Raw genomic sequence first — 14,781 nt, forward strand, 5'->3', positions numbered from 1 at the left:
CACAGGGGTCACGAGTGAAGCGATTGCTCACGGTATTGCCCGCGCTGATCGTGGTCGTCGCCGCTGTGCTCGGTCCGAGTGCGGCGACTCGGTCTGCGGAGGAGGCGGTGGGGATTCCGTTCGCGCGCCCGGATGCGGACACTTGGTTGGGCACGGATCGGCTCGGACGAGATGTGCTTGCTCAATTGCTCTATGGCGGTTGGGGTCTGCTGTTGCTGGCGGGCGTGATCGCGGTCGCGGTGACGGGGTTGTCGTGCGTGCTAGGCGCGATCGCGGCATTGCGTCCTCGGGTCGGTGCGATGATCGAGGGTGTCGCCGATTTCGCGATCCTGCTCCCGGCGGTGCTCGGTATCCTGCTGGTGCTGACGGCGTGGCCGGATGCGGGTGTCTACGGGCTTGTTGTGGTGGCTCTGCTCTTCGGAACTCCGTACTGCGCAAGAGTTTTCGCGGCGGCCGCTGCCGGAGTGGCGGCGAGCGGTTATGTCGAAGCCGCCCAAACCAGCGGTGAAACTCTGTCGCACTTGGTATTCCGTGAGGTGATTCCGAATCTGCGTGCGGTCTCGGCCACGCAACTCGGCCTTCGCTTCGTGGAAGGCGTGTATGTGGTCAGCACCGCATCGTTTCTGCAACTGCCGACCACACTCGGCGCGAGCAATTGGGCGGTCATGGTGCGCGAGAACTCCTCCGGCATGCTGCTCAACCCCTGGTCCGTGCTGGCGCCGAGTTTGGCGATCGCGGTGGTCGCGGTCAGCGTGAATCTCGCGGTCACGTCATTCGATCAGCGCCGTCCACGACGATGGGCCGTTCGCAGGACACGCGGTTCCGAGTCACCGGCCAGTGCGCTGTCGAATGCGTTGGAGGAGCAGGGATGAATGCGGCTGTCGTCGTCGATGCGCTGACCGTATGCGGATCGAATGGTCAGGAGTTGTTCGGTCCCACCAGCTTCAGCGTTGCGGCGGGTAAGGTCACCGCGCTGACCGGTCCGTCCGGGTCGGGCAAGACGACGTTGATGCGGGCGCTGCTCGGACATCTGCCGACGGGAGCGCGGCGATCCGCGGGTTCGGCCGTGGTGGCCGGACAAGACGTGTTCGCATTGAACCCCGGTGCGCTGCAGCGATTTCGACGTGAAAGCATCGCCTATGTCGGACAGGATCCCGGTTCGGCTCTCAATCCGTTGATGCGGGTGCGTTCTCTGCTCAACGAGGTTCGCCACCCTGCTGTCGCCGTGCCCGAAACTCTGGAACTGGTCGGTCTATCCGACGAGCACTTGCGACGTCGGCCCGGCGAACTTTCCGGTGGTCAGCAGCGTCGGGTGGCCCTCGCGCGTGCGCTGGTCCGGCATACCGGAATCCTTGTTCTCGACGAACCCCTGGCAGGGCTGCACGGTTCCCTCCGTACTGAAATAGCCCGTCTGCTCGCCGATATCGCGGCTCAGCGCTCGGCCGCAATCTTGCTGTCCGGGCACGACACCGCGACTATTCATGCGATCGCCGATGACGTTGTCGAGTTAGGGGTGGGGCATACCGATGTAATCGGCTGCACGGCTGTGTCGACTCGTTCGAGTGGGTCGCAATCGAACGGGAGCGCTGCGTCGATCATGGCGACGGCTCCGGCGATTCCGCTCGGCCGAGACGTCGACACCGCACGCGCGGCTTTGCGGCCTGACGAGGGGCGCGGGGCAGTAGCAGTGCGCTCCAGGACAATCGAGGTGGCTGCGGAACCCGTATTGCGTGCCCAGGGTATCGGTGCCTCGATCGACGGGCACGAGGTATTGGCGGACATCGACTTCGTACTGCCAGGCGGCGCGGCTCTGGCGATTGTCGGGGCGTCGGGAGCGGGAAAGACCACCCTCGCGCGGGTGGTTGCCGGGCTGCACCGGGAAGCGACCGGAGCACTCGAACTGCGAGGCGAATCGATCCCGGTTGGACCCGCTCGACGAGTTCGCAATGGCCGCAACGGTATTCAGCTGGTCACCCAGAACCCACGGTCGGCGCTCAACCCCCGTCGCACTGTCGCCCAGACCCTCGGCCGACCGCTGCGCCGACTCGGCGGAGTGCCGAAACGACAACTGGCGCAGCACATCACCGATCTACTCGACTCGGTCGAACTCGCACCGGATCTCGCCACCCGCTACCCGCACGAACTCTCCGGCGGCCAACGCCAGCGGGTGGCACTCGCCAGAGCGCTCGCCGCCGAACCAGCAGTGCTGGTCTGCGACGAGATCACCTCGGCCCTGGACCACAGCACCGCCGTCTCGATCATGACCCTGCTGGACCGCATCCGCGCCGAACACGACACCGTGCTACTCGTCATCACCCACGACATGACACTGGTCACCGGACACTGCTCCCGCGTCGTCGTCCTCGACCACGGACGCATTGTCGAATCCGGCTCGGCGACAGCGGTCCTCACCGCCCCGGCGCACACCGCGACCCGCGAACTCCTCGGCTAGAGCCGCGTCCGGATTGCTTGCTGCGCTATCCGCCTCCCGCGGCTCGCCGAGCGTAGTGATATGGCGGTCGAGTTCGGCGTTGGCGACCACCATTTGACCGAACCGCGGCCCGAGCAGTGATGCGGCAGAAGCTGTCTGGACACGGCTCTGGGCGTTTCCCGCGCACTACTTATGCGTGAAGCGCGGTAGTTCTGCGAGGACGAATTCGCGGCTGTGTTATCGGTGAGCTGCTCGGTAATCTCGGATCACGGGACGCATGACCACCGGGCATGCGGGGTCTGCAGGGGGAGGGATACATGATGCTGGGCTTGCCGCGACGCGTGCTTCGCGGGGGTGGTCGTTCGGATCTGGATGATGGAGGAATGCTCGCGAAGCTGACCGGCGTATTGGTCGCCGCAATGGTGGCCCTGGTACTCGCCGGTTGCGGTGCTGAACGCAATCTTCCGCCCATACCCGAAGGCATCCCGCCCGGCCCCGGTACGCCGCTCCCGCTGATCGACCTCGATGCACCCGGCCGAACGGCCGTGCAGTTACGCGACTGGGCCGACGAACAATCCGACAAACTCGGCATTCCGAGCGTCGCGCTGGAGGCGTACGGCTATGCCGCGGCGATCATGGGCCGGTCCAGGCCCGACTGCGGAATCGCCTGGACCACCCTTGCGGGGATCGCCAGTGTGGAAAGTAAGCACGGCACCCATCGCGGCTCGGAGGTCGACGCGGATGGCACCGTGCGCCCGCCGATCATCGGCATCCCGCTCGACGGTGCGCCGGGCGTGGCACTGGTGAAGGACACCGACGGCGGCAGGCTCGACGGCGATCCGGAGTTCGACAGGGCGCTCGGCCCATTGCAATTCATTCCGGAAACCTGGAAGCGCTGGGGTGTGGACGCCAATGGCGACGGCGTCGCGGATCCGCAGAATATCGATGACGCCGCGCTCACCGCGGCCCGCTATTTGTGCGTGAGCGGTGGCGATCTGACTACCGAGCACGGCTGGCAGCAGGCGCTATTGACCTACAACCAGTCGAATGCCTATTTATTGACCGTTCGCGATCGCGCCGCCGCATACAGCGTCGGGCGTCGGGCATGAGCATCGTTCGGCGGAAACAACAGGTGCACATCGCGACAGTGCGAAGCGATTCGTCGGAGTGCCGGTTACTGCGCAATCGGCGAGGACGCTAGGCTCGCAGACGCACGGCCCTACCCGTCAGACCTACCGTGCCAACAGCCGAAGGAGTGTCGTTTTCGTGGCCATCATCGAACAGGTCGGAGCTCGCGAGATCCTGGATTCTCGCGGAAACCCCACTGTCGAGGTCGAGATCGCCCTCGACGACGGCACCCTGACCAGGGCTGCCGTGCCCTCCGGTGCCTCCACCGGTGAGCACGAAGCCGTCGAACTGCGCGACGGCGGCGAGCGCTACGGCGGCAAAGGTGTGCAGAAGGCTGTCGAGGGTGTGCTCGACGAGGTCGCGCCCGCCGTCATCGGCCTGGACGCGGTCGAACAGCGCACCGTCGACCAGGTCCTGCTGGATCTGGACGGCACCCCCGACAAGTCCCGCCTCGGCGCGAACGCGCTGCTCGGTGTTTCGCTCGCGGTGGCCCGCGCCGCCGCCGAATCCTCGGGCCTCGAGTTGTTCCGCTACCTGGGTGGCCCGAACGCGCATGTGCTCCCGGTGCCGATGATGAACATCCTCAACGGCGGCGCGCACGCTGACAGCGGCGTCGACGTCCAGGAGTTCATGGTCGCCCCGATCGGCGCGACCACCTTCAAGGAGTCGCTGCGCTGGGGTGCCGAGGTGTACCACGCGCTCAAGTCGGTGCTGAAGTCCAAGGGCCTGTCCACCGGTCTCGGTGACGAGGGTGGTTTCGCGCCGTCCGTCGCGGGCACCAAGGAAGCGCTCGACCTGATCGGTGTCGCCATCGCCAAGACCGGCCTGAAGCTGGGCACCGATGTCGCGCTCGCGCTCGATGTCGCCGCCACCGAGTTCTACACCGGGGGCAGCGGTTACAAGTTCGAGGGCAGCGTCCGCTCGGCCGCCGATATGGCACAGTTCTACGCCGAACTGCTCGCCGCCTACCCGCTGGTCTCCATCGAGGATCCGCTGTCGGAGGACGACTGGGACGGTTGGGTCGCGCTGACCGATCAGATCGGCGACAAGGTGCAACTGGTCGGCGACGATCTGTTCGTCACCAACCCGGAGCGCTTGGAGGAGGGCATCACCAAGGGCGCGGCCAATGCGCTGCTGGTGAAGGTCAACCAGATCGGCACGCTCACCGAGACTCTGGATGCCGTCGAGCTCGCGCACCGCAACGGCTACAAGACGATGATGAGCCACCGTTCCGGTGAGACCGAGGACACCACCATCGCCGACCTGGCCGTCGCGGTCGGCAGCGGTCAGATCAAGACCGGTGCCCCGGCCCGCAGCGAGCGCGTCGCCAAGTACAACCAGCTGCTGCGCATCGAGGATGCGCTCGGCGATTCGGCACGGTACGCGGGTGACGTCGCGTTCCCGCGCTTCGCGTTCGAAGGCTAGTCAGCTAGGGGAGCGGTATGACAGAGCGACGTGCGCGTGGATCCAGTCCGGCCGGACGTGGGAACCGCCGCACGTCGCGCTCTGCCAGATCGCGCCCGGCCGCCGAATCGCCTGCGGCCGCACCGAAGCGGACGACCCGCAGGCGGTCCGAAGCCGCCGAGAAGGCCAAGCCGCAGAAGATAGGGCTGCGCTCCGGCGGTCACGAGGACAAGCACGATCGCACCATTCTCGGGCTGTCCACCGGTAAGGCGGTCATCCTGGCCATCGTCGTGTGCGCACTCGCGCTGACCTTGGCCGTGCCGCTGCGCACCTATTTCACCCAGCGCGCCGAGGCCGCGCACCTGGCGCAGGAGCGCATCGAACTCGAGGCCGACCTCGCCAAGCTGCGGGATCGCCGTGCGCAGCAACAGGATCCGGCCTATGTGCGTTCCGAGGCAAGGGACCGGCTGCGGCTGGTGATGCCGGGTGAGACGCCCTATATCGTCCAGGTACCCGGTATCGAAGCGCCCGCGCCGCCCCCCGCACCGACCCAGTCGAAGGCGCCCGAGCCCTGGTACACCGAACTGTGGCGCAGTATTTCGCAACCGCAGCAGGCCCCGGCGCCCGCGGCCGCACCCGCCGCGCCGCAGCCAGCACCGGAAGGACCCAGGTGACCGCACCGAACGACCGCGATCTCGAAATCATCGCCGAGCAGCTGGGACGCGAGCCGCGCGGCGTACTCGCCGTCGCCTACCGCACCCCGGACGGGTTGCCCGCGGTGGTCAAGACCGCGCCGCGGCTGCCCGACGGCACCCCCTTCCCGACCCTCTACTACCTGACCGATCCGCGCCTCACCGCAGAGGCGAGCAGGCAGGAATCCGCTGGTGTCATGCGGGAAATGACCGAACGCCTCGCCACCGACCCGAAATTGGCCGCCGCCTACCGCGCCGCCCACGAGAGCTATCTGGCCGAGCGCAATGAAATCGAATCGCTCGGTACCGATTTCACCGGCGGCGGCATGCCCGAACGAGTGAAATGCCTGCACGTCCTGATCGCCCACTCTCTCGCCAAGGGCCCGGGCGTCAACCCATTCGGCGACGAAGCGGTCGCCATGGCGGCCGACAGCGGCCTGCGCGGCACCGCAATCCCCGCCGACTGGCCGAAATACGAGCCGCCGCACGCTCCGACCGACGAGCAATGACATGAGCGCGGCGCTTGAATTGTCCACGGGCGCTATGGAGAACGTGCGCGCTGTGATCAATGCAGGCGCTGGAACGAGCATGGGTGCCGCGATGTGCGCAAGCGCTGAGGCGAGCCTGCGCCCTGAGATTGAGATGCGCACTGAGGCGAGCGCGGGCGCTACGGTGTGCGCGAGTGCTGGAAGGAGCGTGCGCGCTGGGGGGTGCGCTGGCGCGAGCACGGGCGCGGCCGCTGAGGCGAGCGCGGGCGCTACGGTGTGCGCGAGTGCTGGAAGGAGCGTGCGCGCTGGGGGGTGCGCTGGCGCGAGCACGGGCGCGGCCGCTGAGGCGAGCGCGGGCGCTACGGTGTGTGCGAGCGCTGGAAGGAGCGTGCGCTCCGGGGGGTGCGCGGGAGCGGCGGCGGTCGGCGTCGGTGCTCCAATGACCGGGCGCTCTGGTGAGCGCGCGTGGGAAATGGCGGGGGCAGATACGAGCGGAGCTGAGCGATGAGTGATCGGGTAGCGGCTGTCGATTGCGGGACGAATTCGATCCGACTATTGATCGCCGAGGTGCTGGGCGATGGGCGGTTGGCGGATCTGCATCGGGAGATGCGCATCGTGCGGCTGGGGCAGGGGGTGGATGCGACGGGGGCGCTGGCGCCGGAGGCGATCGAGCGCACCAGGGTTGCGCTCGCCGATTATGCCGCGCTGATGCGGGAGGCGGGGGTGAGTCGGGTGCGGATGGTCGCGACCTCCGCGACTCGCGATGCCGCGAACCGGGAGGACTTCTTCGCCATGGCCCGTGCCGAACTCGGCACCGTGGTGGCGGGTGCGGAGGCCGAGGTGATCACCGGGGACGAGGAGGCGCGACTGTCCTTCGCCGGTGCGGTCGGCGAATTGGCCAGCGAGGCAGGGCCTTTCGTTGTCGTCGATCTGGGCGGCGGCTCCACCGAGCTGGTCGTCGGCGACAGCGAGGGTGTGCGGGCCGCATTCTCCGCCGATATCGGCTGCGTCCGCATTACCGAACGGTGCCTGCCCGGCAATCCGCCGACCGCCGAACAGGTCGCCGCGGCACGGGAATTCGCCACCGAACGACTGGATGAGGCCTTCGCCAAGGTGCCCGTCGAGGGCGCGCACACCTGGGTCGGCGTCGCCGGCACCATGACCACGATCGCCGCCGTCGCTCTCGATCTGCCCGAATACGATTCGGAGCGCGTCCATCTCACCAGCCTCACCCTGGACCAGGTGCGCGAGGTCTGCGATCGCCTGATCGGCATGAACCACGACGAGCGCGCCGCCCTCGGCCCGATGCATCCCGGCCGCGTCGATGTGATCGGCGGCGGCGCCGTCATCACCGAGGTGCTCGCCTACGAACTGTCCCGCCGCGCCGACATTTCCGCCCTCATCGTCAGCGAACACGACATCCTCGACGGCATAGCCCTGTCCATCGCCTGACGCGCTATCGCGGCTGGGGATGCCGTCGACCTCGACGACGAAGGCGCCGAGGCAGCGCAGTCGTGGCATCGCGGCCGTCGCGACAGATTCACTACGTGACGATCGTCAGCCGCGACGACGAGATCGCGACCTTGTACGTCGACCTGCCGTCCGTCGGCCCCGATCGGGAACCGGTCACTGCACCTCGTCGAGCCCGGCCGCCCAGGTATTGCACGATGACGTCGAGGCACCGCGGTAACCGGATTCGACCCAGCGCCGACTGTTCACCCCGGTTCCGTGGGTCGGATCCTCCTCGGTATCGGATTGGATATCGATCAGATCCGCGGCCTCGGCCGGAGTCAGCATGCCGCCCGCCTGCGCTGCCGCCAGCATCACTCCGGCCAGGCACTGGGCCTGCAGTTCGATGCGGCGGCTGAGTTCCAGTCCCAGCGGCGACTTCTCGCCCGCGGTACCGATATCCCGATCGGCAGCGCGCAGGATGCCGGTGGAGGACTGCAGGTGGTGGCCGTATTCGTGCATCACTACGAACATCAGGTACTGCGCGAGTTGCGAGCCCCAACCTCGATGGATCGGATCGTCGGTCGGCCAGTACACACTGCCGCCGCAATAGAACGCGGGATCGGTGGACTGTACCTGTTTCGAGCAGCCGGTCGTCACGTCGTCGACCACCACGAGTTGCAGCGGCGCGAGGGTCATTCCGGCCGCGCGCAGGGCCGGATCCCAGGCCTTCGTCAAGCAGTCCAACTCGGACTGCACGAATTGCCGCTGGCCCGCCGCGCTCATCTCGATCGGCGGCAGTTGACACCGCAGCGCGGACAACCGCAACTCGGCGTGCAGCGTATTGGTCGTCAGCGCGGGTTCCCGCAGCGCACCCACGACGGGATCGGCATCCACCGCGGACACCGACGCGCATCCGCTGCCGAGCAGCGACACCAGCGCGCCGATCACGGCGAGCAGCAGCGCCGCATGGGCGCTCGAGCGCTTCATCAGGTTCCCCCGTCCGGCCAACAAACGAGGGTTCCCCGTCCAGCGAGGCGAACTTTACCGGGAAGTTGTCCGGTTTTCTTGTCGAGTGCCGTGGGTCACCGAGCGCGGCCGACAAATATTCGGTGTTGCCTTGAATTCGCTGACAAGGCGCGCGTTGCACGAGCACTTCCAAGATGGACGTACTGGTTGGTCAGTTGCTACCGCAGCAATTCGGATGCGTCCGGCCATATCGGTCGTGAGCAGGGAAACTTTATTCGGGATGCCGGAAATTCTCTGCCCATATGGGATCGTCTCAGCATGTCCGACGCAGCAATGGCGGAGCAACCAGTCCGGGAGCGCACCCTGCTCGGTCACCCCATCGGGTTGACCAACCTCTTCGGAGTCGAACTCTGGGAGCGCTTCTCGTTCTACGGAATGCTCACCATCCTCGGGTACTACCTGTACTACTCGACCACCGAGGGCGGACTGGGCCTATCGCAGAGCACCGGCGTCGGGATCGTCGGCGCGTACGGCGGGCTGGTGTATCTGTCCACGGTGCTCGGCGGGTGGATCGCGGACCGGTTGATCGGCATGGAGCGCACCGTCTTCTACGGGGGCGCCGTGGTCATGGCCGGGCATCTCGCGCTGGCGGTGCTGCCCGGACTGAGCGGTGTCGGAGTCGGCCTGGTGCTGGTCGCGCTCGGCAGCGGCGGATTGAAGGCCAATGCGTCCTCGCTGCTCGGCACCCTCTACCGGCCGGGTGATCCGCGCTTCGACGGCGGCTTCACGCTGTTCTATCTGGGCATCAACCTCGGCGCTTTCGTCGGCCCGCTGCTCACCGGTCTACTGCAACGGCATTGGGGCTTTCACTACGGCTTCGGCGCGGCCGCGGTCGGCATGGCGTTGGGTCTTACCCAGTACGTGGTGTTCCGGCGCAACCTCGGCACTGCGGGCAGGCATGTGCCCAATCCGTTGCCGCGCAACGCCGTTGGACCGGTCCTTGGCATCGTTGCCGGTGCGGCCATCGTGGTCGCGCTGGCATTGATCACCGGGCTGGTGAACCTGGACAACCTCTCCGAGGTCACCACCGGCGTCATCATCGCGGCCGCGCTCGCCTACTTCGTGCTCATGCTGACCAGCGCCAAGGTGACCCCGGTCGAGCGCAGCCGGGTCCGTGCCTTCATACCGCTGTTCATCGCGAACGCGGTTTTCTGGTCGCTGTTCCAACAGATCTTCACGGTGCTCGCGGTGTATTCCGATGAGCGGATGCGGTGGACCATCTTCGGCTGGACCGCACCGTCGAACTGGATCGGCTCGGTCGAGCCGGTGTGGATCATCTGCCTGTCGCCGCTGTTCGCGCTGATGTGGACCAAGCTCGGCAATCGCGCGCCGAGCACGCCGCGCAAATTCGCCCTCGGCGTCATCGGCATGGGCCTGGCGTTCTGGTTGTTCGTGCTGTTCTCGGGGAGCAGCGGCAAATCGGTACCGGCGCTGGCGGTACTGCTCATCATGGGCGCATTCGCGGTCTCCGAGCTGCTGCTGTCGCCGATCGGTCTCTCGGTCACCACGCAGTTGGCGCCCGAGGCGTTCCGTGCCCAGATGATGGCGCTGTACTTCTTCTCCGTTGGCATCGGAACCTCGATGTCCGGTACTTTGGCTCGGTTCTATGACGCGGACCACGAATTCGCGTACTTCGGCATCACCGGAGCGGTAGCGATCTGTGCCGGTCTGAGCGTCGTCGCACTCACACCATGGGTGAGCCGACATATGGCCGGTGTGCATTAGAGAAAACGACGGCGAACCCGTCGACGACAGCAAGGAGAAAGTGTTGGCGACCCCAGGTACTCGATGGGGCGGTCTGTTCCGCACCAAATCGGTCGAGCAGTCCATCCGGGACACCGACGAACCCGATTCGAAACTGCGCAAGGATCTGACGGCGTGGGACCTCACCGTCTTCGGTGTCGCCGTGGTCGTCGGTGCGGGCATCTTCACGCTCACCGCGCGGACCGCGGGCAATGTCGCCGGACCTTCCGTTTCGCTGGCCTTCGTCTTCGCCGCCATCGCCTGCGGGTTGACCGCCCTGTGCTACGCCGAATTCGCCTCGACGGTTCCGGTGGCGGGCAGTGCGTACACGTTCTCCTACGCCACCTTCGGTGAGCTCGTCGCCTGGATCATCGGCTGGGATCTGATTCTGGAGTTCGCGCTCGCCGTCTCGGTGGTCGCCAAGGGGTGGTCGCAGTACCTCGGTGAGGTGATGGGATCGCATTCGCCGATCGCGCATCTGGGGCCGATCGACTTCGATTGGGGCGCGGTCCTTCTCATCGCGGTACTCGGTGTGCTGCTGGCGGTCGGCACCAAGGTGTCCTCGCGGGTTTCGGCGGTGGCCGTTGCCATCAAGCTGAGCGTTATCGCGGTGGTGCTCGTTGTCGGCGCCACCTACTTCGACAAGTCGAACCTGACGCCCTATATTCCGCCGTCGCAGTCCGGCGCGGAGGGGGACGGGCTGCACCAGTCGCTGTTCTCCTACTTCACCGGCGCCGGACACAGCACCTTCGGCTGGTACGGGCTGCTCGCCGCGGCCAGTCTGGTGTTCTTCGCGTTCATCGGTTTCGATGTCGTGGCGACCACGGCGGAGGAGACGAAGAATCCGCAGCGCGCTGTGCCGCGCGGCATTATCGGCTCGCTGGTCATCGTCACCATTCTCTATGTCGCTGTATCGCTGATCCTCACCGGAATGGTGCCCTACTCCGCACTGTCGGGCGACAAAGCAACGCTCGCAACGGCTTTCGCGCAGCACGGCGCCACCTGGACCAAGAACATCATCTCCATCGGCGCGCTCGCCGGACTCACCACGGTCGTCATGGTGATGTTCCTCGGCCAGACCCGAGTGCTGTTCGCGATGTCGCGCGACGGACTGATGCCGCGTCAGCTCGCACACACCGGCAAGAACGGCACCCCGGTTCGGCTGACCATCGTGGTGGGCGTCGTCTGCGCCGCGCTCGCCGGTTTCGTGGATTTCGGCACCCTCGAAGAAATGGTCAATATCGGCACCCTCTTCGCGTTCGTCTTGGTCGCCATCGGGGTCCTCATCCTGCGCCGCACCCGCCCCGACCTCCCGCGCGGCTTCCGCGTCCCCTTGGTCCCGCTCATCCCCGTCCTGGCCGTACTCGCGTGCCTCTGGTTGATGCTCAACCTCTCGGTCGAAACCTGGCTGCGCTTCCTCGTCTGGATGGCCGTGGGGTTGGTCGTCTATTTCGCCTACGGCCGCCGCCACTCCGTCCTAGCCAACGCACCGGAAGCGAATTCCGCCGACGGCACCGCCCCGGTAGCCGCCAACGACCAGCTCACCTGACCGCAATGGCGGCATTACTCTGGCCACCACCGGAGATGCGCTAGCCTGCAGAACGGAATTCCGGTACGGCAGTACGAGTCGGTACGCTGACCGGGCGCCCCTATAGCCCAATTGGCAGAGGCAGCAGACTTAAAATCTGCAAAGTGTCGGTTCGAGTCCGACTGGGGGCACCAGCGAACGGTCGCGTTACTGCACTCGGAATCGTTCCATCTGCGACTCACGCAGGGTCAGGCCATGACCAGGCGCGGTCGGATCGGGGCGGATGACGCCCCCGTGGGGGTCGAGCGTCCCGTCGAAAGCCATCGATTCGATGCGCACGTGGTCGTGAAACCACTCCAGATGCCGAAGATTCGGGATCGCCGCCGCCGCGTGCGCGTGCAAATGCGGTGCGCAATGCCCCGACAACGGCAGGTTGTGGGCCGCGGCAACCGCCGCGACGCGCAACCACTCGCTGATGCCGCCGCAGCGCGATGCATCGGCTTGTAAGCAATCCACCGCCCCCGCCTGGCACATGCGCCGGAAATAGGCGAGATCACTCCCGTATTCGCCCGCCGCGACGTCGGCGGTCACCGCGTCGCGGACCTCGCGCAGCCCGTCGAGATCGTCGGAGGACACCGGCTCCTCGATCCACCGTACGTCCAGATCGGCGGCGCGCCGCAGCACGCGAATCGCTTGTTTGCGGCCGTAGGCGCCGTTGGCGTCGACGAAAAGTTCGGCGTCGCCGATGATCTCGCGGGTTCGGCGCATCCGATTCAGGTCCCGCTCGATGTTGCCACCCCACGACTCACCGATCTTGATCTTGACGCGCGGGATCTGTTGCCGATCGACCCAGTCGGTCAGTTGCTCACGCAACTGGTCGGCGTCATAGGTGGTGAAACCGCCGCTGCCGTAGACGGGTACCTCCGTGCGCACCGCGCCGAGCAAGCGGTGCAGCGCGAGATCGAGCAGCCGCGCCTTCAGATCCCACAGCGCCACATCCACCGCGGAGATCGCGTAGTCGACCACGCCGGGCCGGCCCGCGTTGCGGGTCTGGGTCACCATGCGGTCGAACACACCGGCCACGTTCATCGCGTCGGCACCGCGCGCGATCTCGGCGAGCTTGTCGATGACGAACCTGGCGCATACCGCCGGACCGTAGGTCCAGCCCAACCCGGTTCGTCCGCCGCCTTGCGCGCGCACTACCACCATCGTGGTCGAATCCCAGCTCAGCGTCCCGTCGGCCTCCGGCGCATCCGTGGGAATGGTGTAGGCGCAGGCCTCGATCCGCTCGACGGTGACATCGGCAACCGTGTTCGTACCCACCGCCACTCCTTCGCCTCGCCCCGGCCGTGTCCCTGCGGCGCGGATACCCGGGGAGCCTGCTCGCACACGTCACCACCGCCAGCGGCTGAATATCCTGTTTTCAGGCGCTCGATCCGAGGCGTCCTCAGCGTTTGTGCCATTCGATGATCGCGGCGACGATCTCATCGGCGGCGTCTTCCTGGATGTAGTGCCCGGCGCCGTTCAGCAGGACGGTTCGATGGTCCTCAAACTGTTCCTCCCATCGGCGGCGTTCGGGTGCGCGGAACGCGACGTCCTCGGTGCCCCACACCAGCAATGCCGGACGGTCGCGCACCGCAGCCAGCCCCCGCTCTACTTCGGCGAGAAATGCTCTGCTGCCGAGGATTTCGCGAGGGAACACGTGCACCGGCCGACGTGATCGCGGCGTCGGGAACGGACCACGGTAGGCATCCATCACCGCCGGTGCCAGTTTCTTGCGCCGGACACCCGCGGGAATGATCCGCTCGACGAAGAAGTTGCGGCGCAGGATCAGCCAGCCGCCGATCGGGCCACCCAAGAACCGGGAAAACGCCTGAGTGCCCGGATCGGACTTGGGCCAAGCCCAGGTGTTTCCGATCACGAAGGCGGCAAATCGGTCGGGGTGTCGGGTGGCAATGGCGAATCCGATCGGGCCACCCCAGTCCTGCACCAGCAGTGTCGCGTTACGCAGGTCGAGTCGGGTGATGAGTTGCTCGACCACATGGGCGTGCTCGGCTGGAGTGAATCCGTATCCGGGGGCTGCCTTGGAGAGCCCGAACCCGGGGTAGTCGACGGCGATACAGCGGAACCGGTCGCGCAGTCCGATGATCACGTCCCGGTAGAGGAACGACCAGGTCGGATTACCGTGCAGCATGATCAGCGGCGCTCCGCTGCCCTCGTCCAGGTAGTGCACCCGCGAACCGTCGATCTCATCGAAGTGGTCTGCGAACGGGTACAGGTCCGCTGGGATCCAGGCCGGTCTGGAGGGCGTGTCGGCCATCGCTCATCGTCTCCTGCCCTGTGGTCGGTTCGAGCAGAATTCTGCTCCGATTGAGATCGAGCTGGGTGCAATCCGTAACGGCATTGCAGCATGATGTGCGTCACCGCTGCCTCGATTTCGAGAACCGCACGCAGGCAAATACCTTCGCTGGATGTATCGGTCCGGCCTTCGGTCGGCGCCAGATGGGTGGTCAGAATCGGTGCGGCTATTCCCAGCGGTGACTCATCCCGCGGCGAAACGGAAATTTCGGTGAAAACGGAAATTTCGCAGCACGAATTCGGAAGCAGCTAACGCCTCCGGTGACCCCGAGGTCTCCAGAGCGCTTCAAACGTATGCGAAAGCAAATGTGGTGAATAGATAGCAATCCTCGCGCAGAGGAATCGCATCAGCGGGTCGGGGGCACGGATCTCCGCAGGATTCGATCGACCGGGGCTAGGGGGTTCGAAACAAGTCGCGCGGTTTGTTTGGGCGCCCGCTACCAGGCCGTGAGGGCGCTGGAAGCGTCGATAGCCTAACCCGGACATTCATGCTAGATATTAGCCACCCCTTTGCTATGCTACTGGTCTGCC

General features: G+C 66.2%; 12 protein-coding genes and 1 tRNA gene. 10 read left to right on the forward strand and 3 right to left on the reverse strand.

Features of this window, described 5'->3' with window-relative positions; translation table 11 throughout:
• The first annotated feature begins 14 nt into the window (after positions 1-14).
• From ACQP1T_RS06120 to ACQP1T_RS06150, 7 genes are all read left to right on the forward strand, one after another.
• The gene (locus ACQP1T_RS06120; protein WP_433758953.1) at positions 15-872 is read left to right on the forward strand and encodes an ABC transporter permease subunit; all 858 of its coding nucleotides are present in this window, start codon (positions 15-17) and stop codon (positions 870-872) included.
• On the forward strand, positions 869-2,452 hold the full coding sequence (locus tag ACQP1T_RS06125; protein WP_433758954.1) for an ABC transporter ATP-binding protein: 1,584 nt from the start codon (positions 869-871) through the stop codon (positions 2,450-2,452). The genes ACQP1T_RS06120 and ACQP1T_RS06125 overlap by 4 nt, the downstream gene beginning before the upstream one ends.
• 362 nt (positions 2,453-2,814) lie before the next feature.
• Positions 2,815-3,540 (forward strand): lytic transglycosylase domain-containing protein, encoded by a 726-nt coding sequence (locus ACQP1T_RS06130; protein ID WP_433758955.1) that lies wholly within the window; start codon positions 2,815-2,817, stop codon positions 3,538-3,540.
• 157 nt (positions 3,541-3,697) lie between these two features.
• Positions 3,698-4,984: a phosphopyruvate hydratase gene (gene eno / locus ACQP1T_RS06135; protein ID WP_433758956.1), complete on the forward strand. Its 1,287-nt coding sequence runs from the start codon at positions 3,698-3,700 to the stop codon at positions 4,982-4,984.
• A 17-nt stretch (positions 4,985-5,001) separates the two neighbouring features.
• The gene (locus ACQP1T_RS06140) at positions 5,002-5,637 is read left to right on the forward strand and encodes an FtsB family cell division protein (RefSeq protein WP_433758957.1); all 636 of its coding nucleotides are present in this window, start codon (positions 5,002-5,004) and stop codon (positions 5,635-5,637) included.
• Positions 5,634-6,164: a DUF501 domain-containing protein gene (locus ACQP1T_RS06145; RefSeq protein ID WP_433758958.1), complete on the forward strand. Its 531-nt coding sequence runs from the start codon at positions 5,634-5,636 to the stop codon at positions 6,162-6,164. The genes ACQP1T_RS06140 and ACQP1T_RS06145 overlap by 4 nt, the downstream gene beginning before the upstream one ends.
• Positions 6,165-6,647: 483 nt before the next feature.
• Positions 6,648-7,595, forward strand: coding sequence for an exopolyphosphatase (locus ACQP1T_RS06150; protein ID WP_433758959.1), 948 nt, complete (start codon positions 6,648-6,650; stop codon positions 7,593-7,595).
• 174 nt (positions 7,596-7,769) lie between these two features.
• Here the strand turns inward: ACQP1T_RS06150 and ACQP1T_RS06155 are convergent, their stop codons facing one another.
• Positions 7,770-8,582, reverse strand: coding sequence for a neutral zinc metallopeptidase (locus ACQP1T_RS06155; RefSeq protein ID WP_433758960.1), 813 nt, complete (start codon positions 8,580-8,582; stop codon positions 7,770-7,772).
• Positions 8,583-8,879: 297 nt separating this feature from the next.
• Between ACQP1T_RS06155 and ACQP1T_RS06160 the strand changes: the two genes are divergently transcribed.
• From ACQP1T_RS06160 to ACQP1T_RS06170, 3 genes are all read left to right on the forward strand, one after another.
• The gene (locus ACQP1T_RS06160; RefSeq protein WP_433758961.1) at positions 8,880-10,346 is read left to right on the forward strand and encodes a peptide MFS transporter; all 1,467 of its coding nucleotides are present in this window, start codon (positions 8,880-8,882) and stop codon (positions 10,344-10,346) included.
• A 43-nt stretch (positions 10,347-10,389) separates the two neighbouring features.
• Positions 10,390-11,913, forward strand: a complete 1,524-nt coding sequence (locus tag ACQP1T_RS06165) for an amino acid permease (protein WP_433758962.1) — start codon at positions 10,390-10,392, stop codon at positions 11,911-11,913.
• Between the two features lie 96 nt (positions 11,914-12,009).
• Positions 12,010-12,086: transfer RNA gene (locus tag ACQP1T_RS06170), tRNA-Leu, on the forward strand.
• 13 nt (positions 12,087-12,099) lie between these two features.
• On the opposite strand, the gene ACQP1T_RS06175 is transcribed toward ACQP1T_RS06170, so the two are convergent.
• Entirely contained in the window at positions 12,100-13,215 is a 1,116-nt protein-coding gene (locus ACQP1T_RS06175; protein ID WP_433758963.1) for an enolase C-terminal domain-like protein, read from the reverse strand.
• A gap of 124 nt (positions 13,216-13,339) precedes the next feature.
• Positions 13,340-14,212: an alpha/beta fold hydrolase gene (locus tag ACQP1T_RS06180; RefSeq protein WP_433758964.1), complete on the reverse strand. Its 873-nt coding sequence runs from the start codon at positions 14,210-14,212 to the stop codon at positions 13,340-13,342.
• Between the last annotated feature and the right edge of the window lie 569 nt (positions 14,213-14,781).

The sequence above is a fragment of the Nocardia sp. CA-135398 genome (assembly GCF_050955845.1).
In the GTDB taxonomy this organism is placed as follows: Bacteria; Actinomycetota; Actinomycetes; order Mycobacteriales; family Mycobacteriaceae; genus Nocardia.

Excerpts from the sequence above, each read along its gene's own strand:
- ACQP1T_RS06125 (WP_433758954.1), top strand. The coding sequence starts at position 869 with ATGAATGCGGCTGTCGTCGTCGATGCGCTGACCGTATGCGGATCGAAT.
- ACQP1T_RS06130 (WP_433758955.1), top strand. The coding sequence starts at position 2,815 with ATGCTCGCGAAGCTGACCGGCGTATTGGTCGCCGCAATGGTGGCCCTG.
- ACQP1T_RS06140 (WP_433758957.1), top strand. The coding sequence starts at position 5,002 with ATGACAGAGCGACGTGCGCGTGGATCCAGTCCGGCCGGACGTGGGAAC.
- ACQP1T_RS06150 (WP_433758959.1), top strand. The coding sequence starts at position 6,648 with ATGAGTGATCGGGTAGCGGCTGTCGATTGCGGGACGAATTCGATCCGA.
- ACQP1T_RS06155 (WP_433758960.1), bottom strand. The coding sequence starts at position 8,582 with ATGAAGCGCTCGAGCGCCCATGCGGCGCTGCTGCTCGCCGTGATCGGC.
- ACQP1T_RS06160 (WP_433758961.1), top strand. The coding sequence starts at position 8,880 with ATGTCCGACGCAGCAATGGCGGAGCAACCAGTCCGGGAGCGCACCCTG.
- ACQP1T_RS06180 (WP_433758964.1), bottom strand. The coding sequence starts at position 14,212 with ATGGCCGACACGCCCTCCAGACCGGCCTGGATCCCAGCGGACCTGTAC.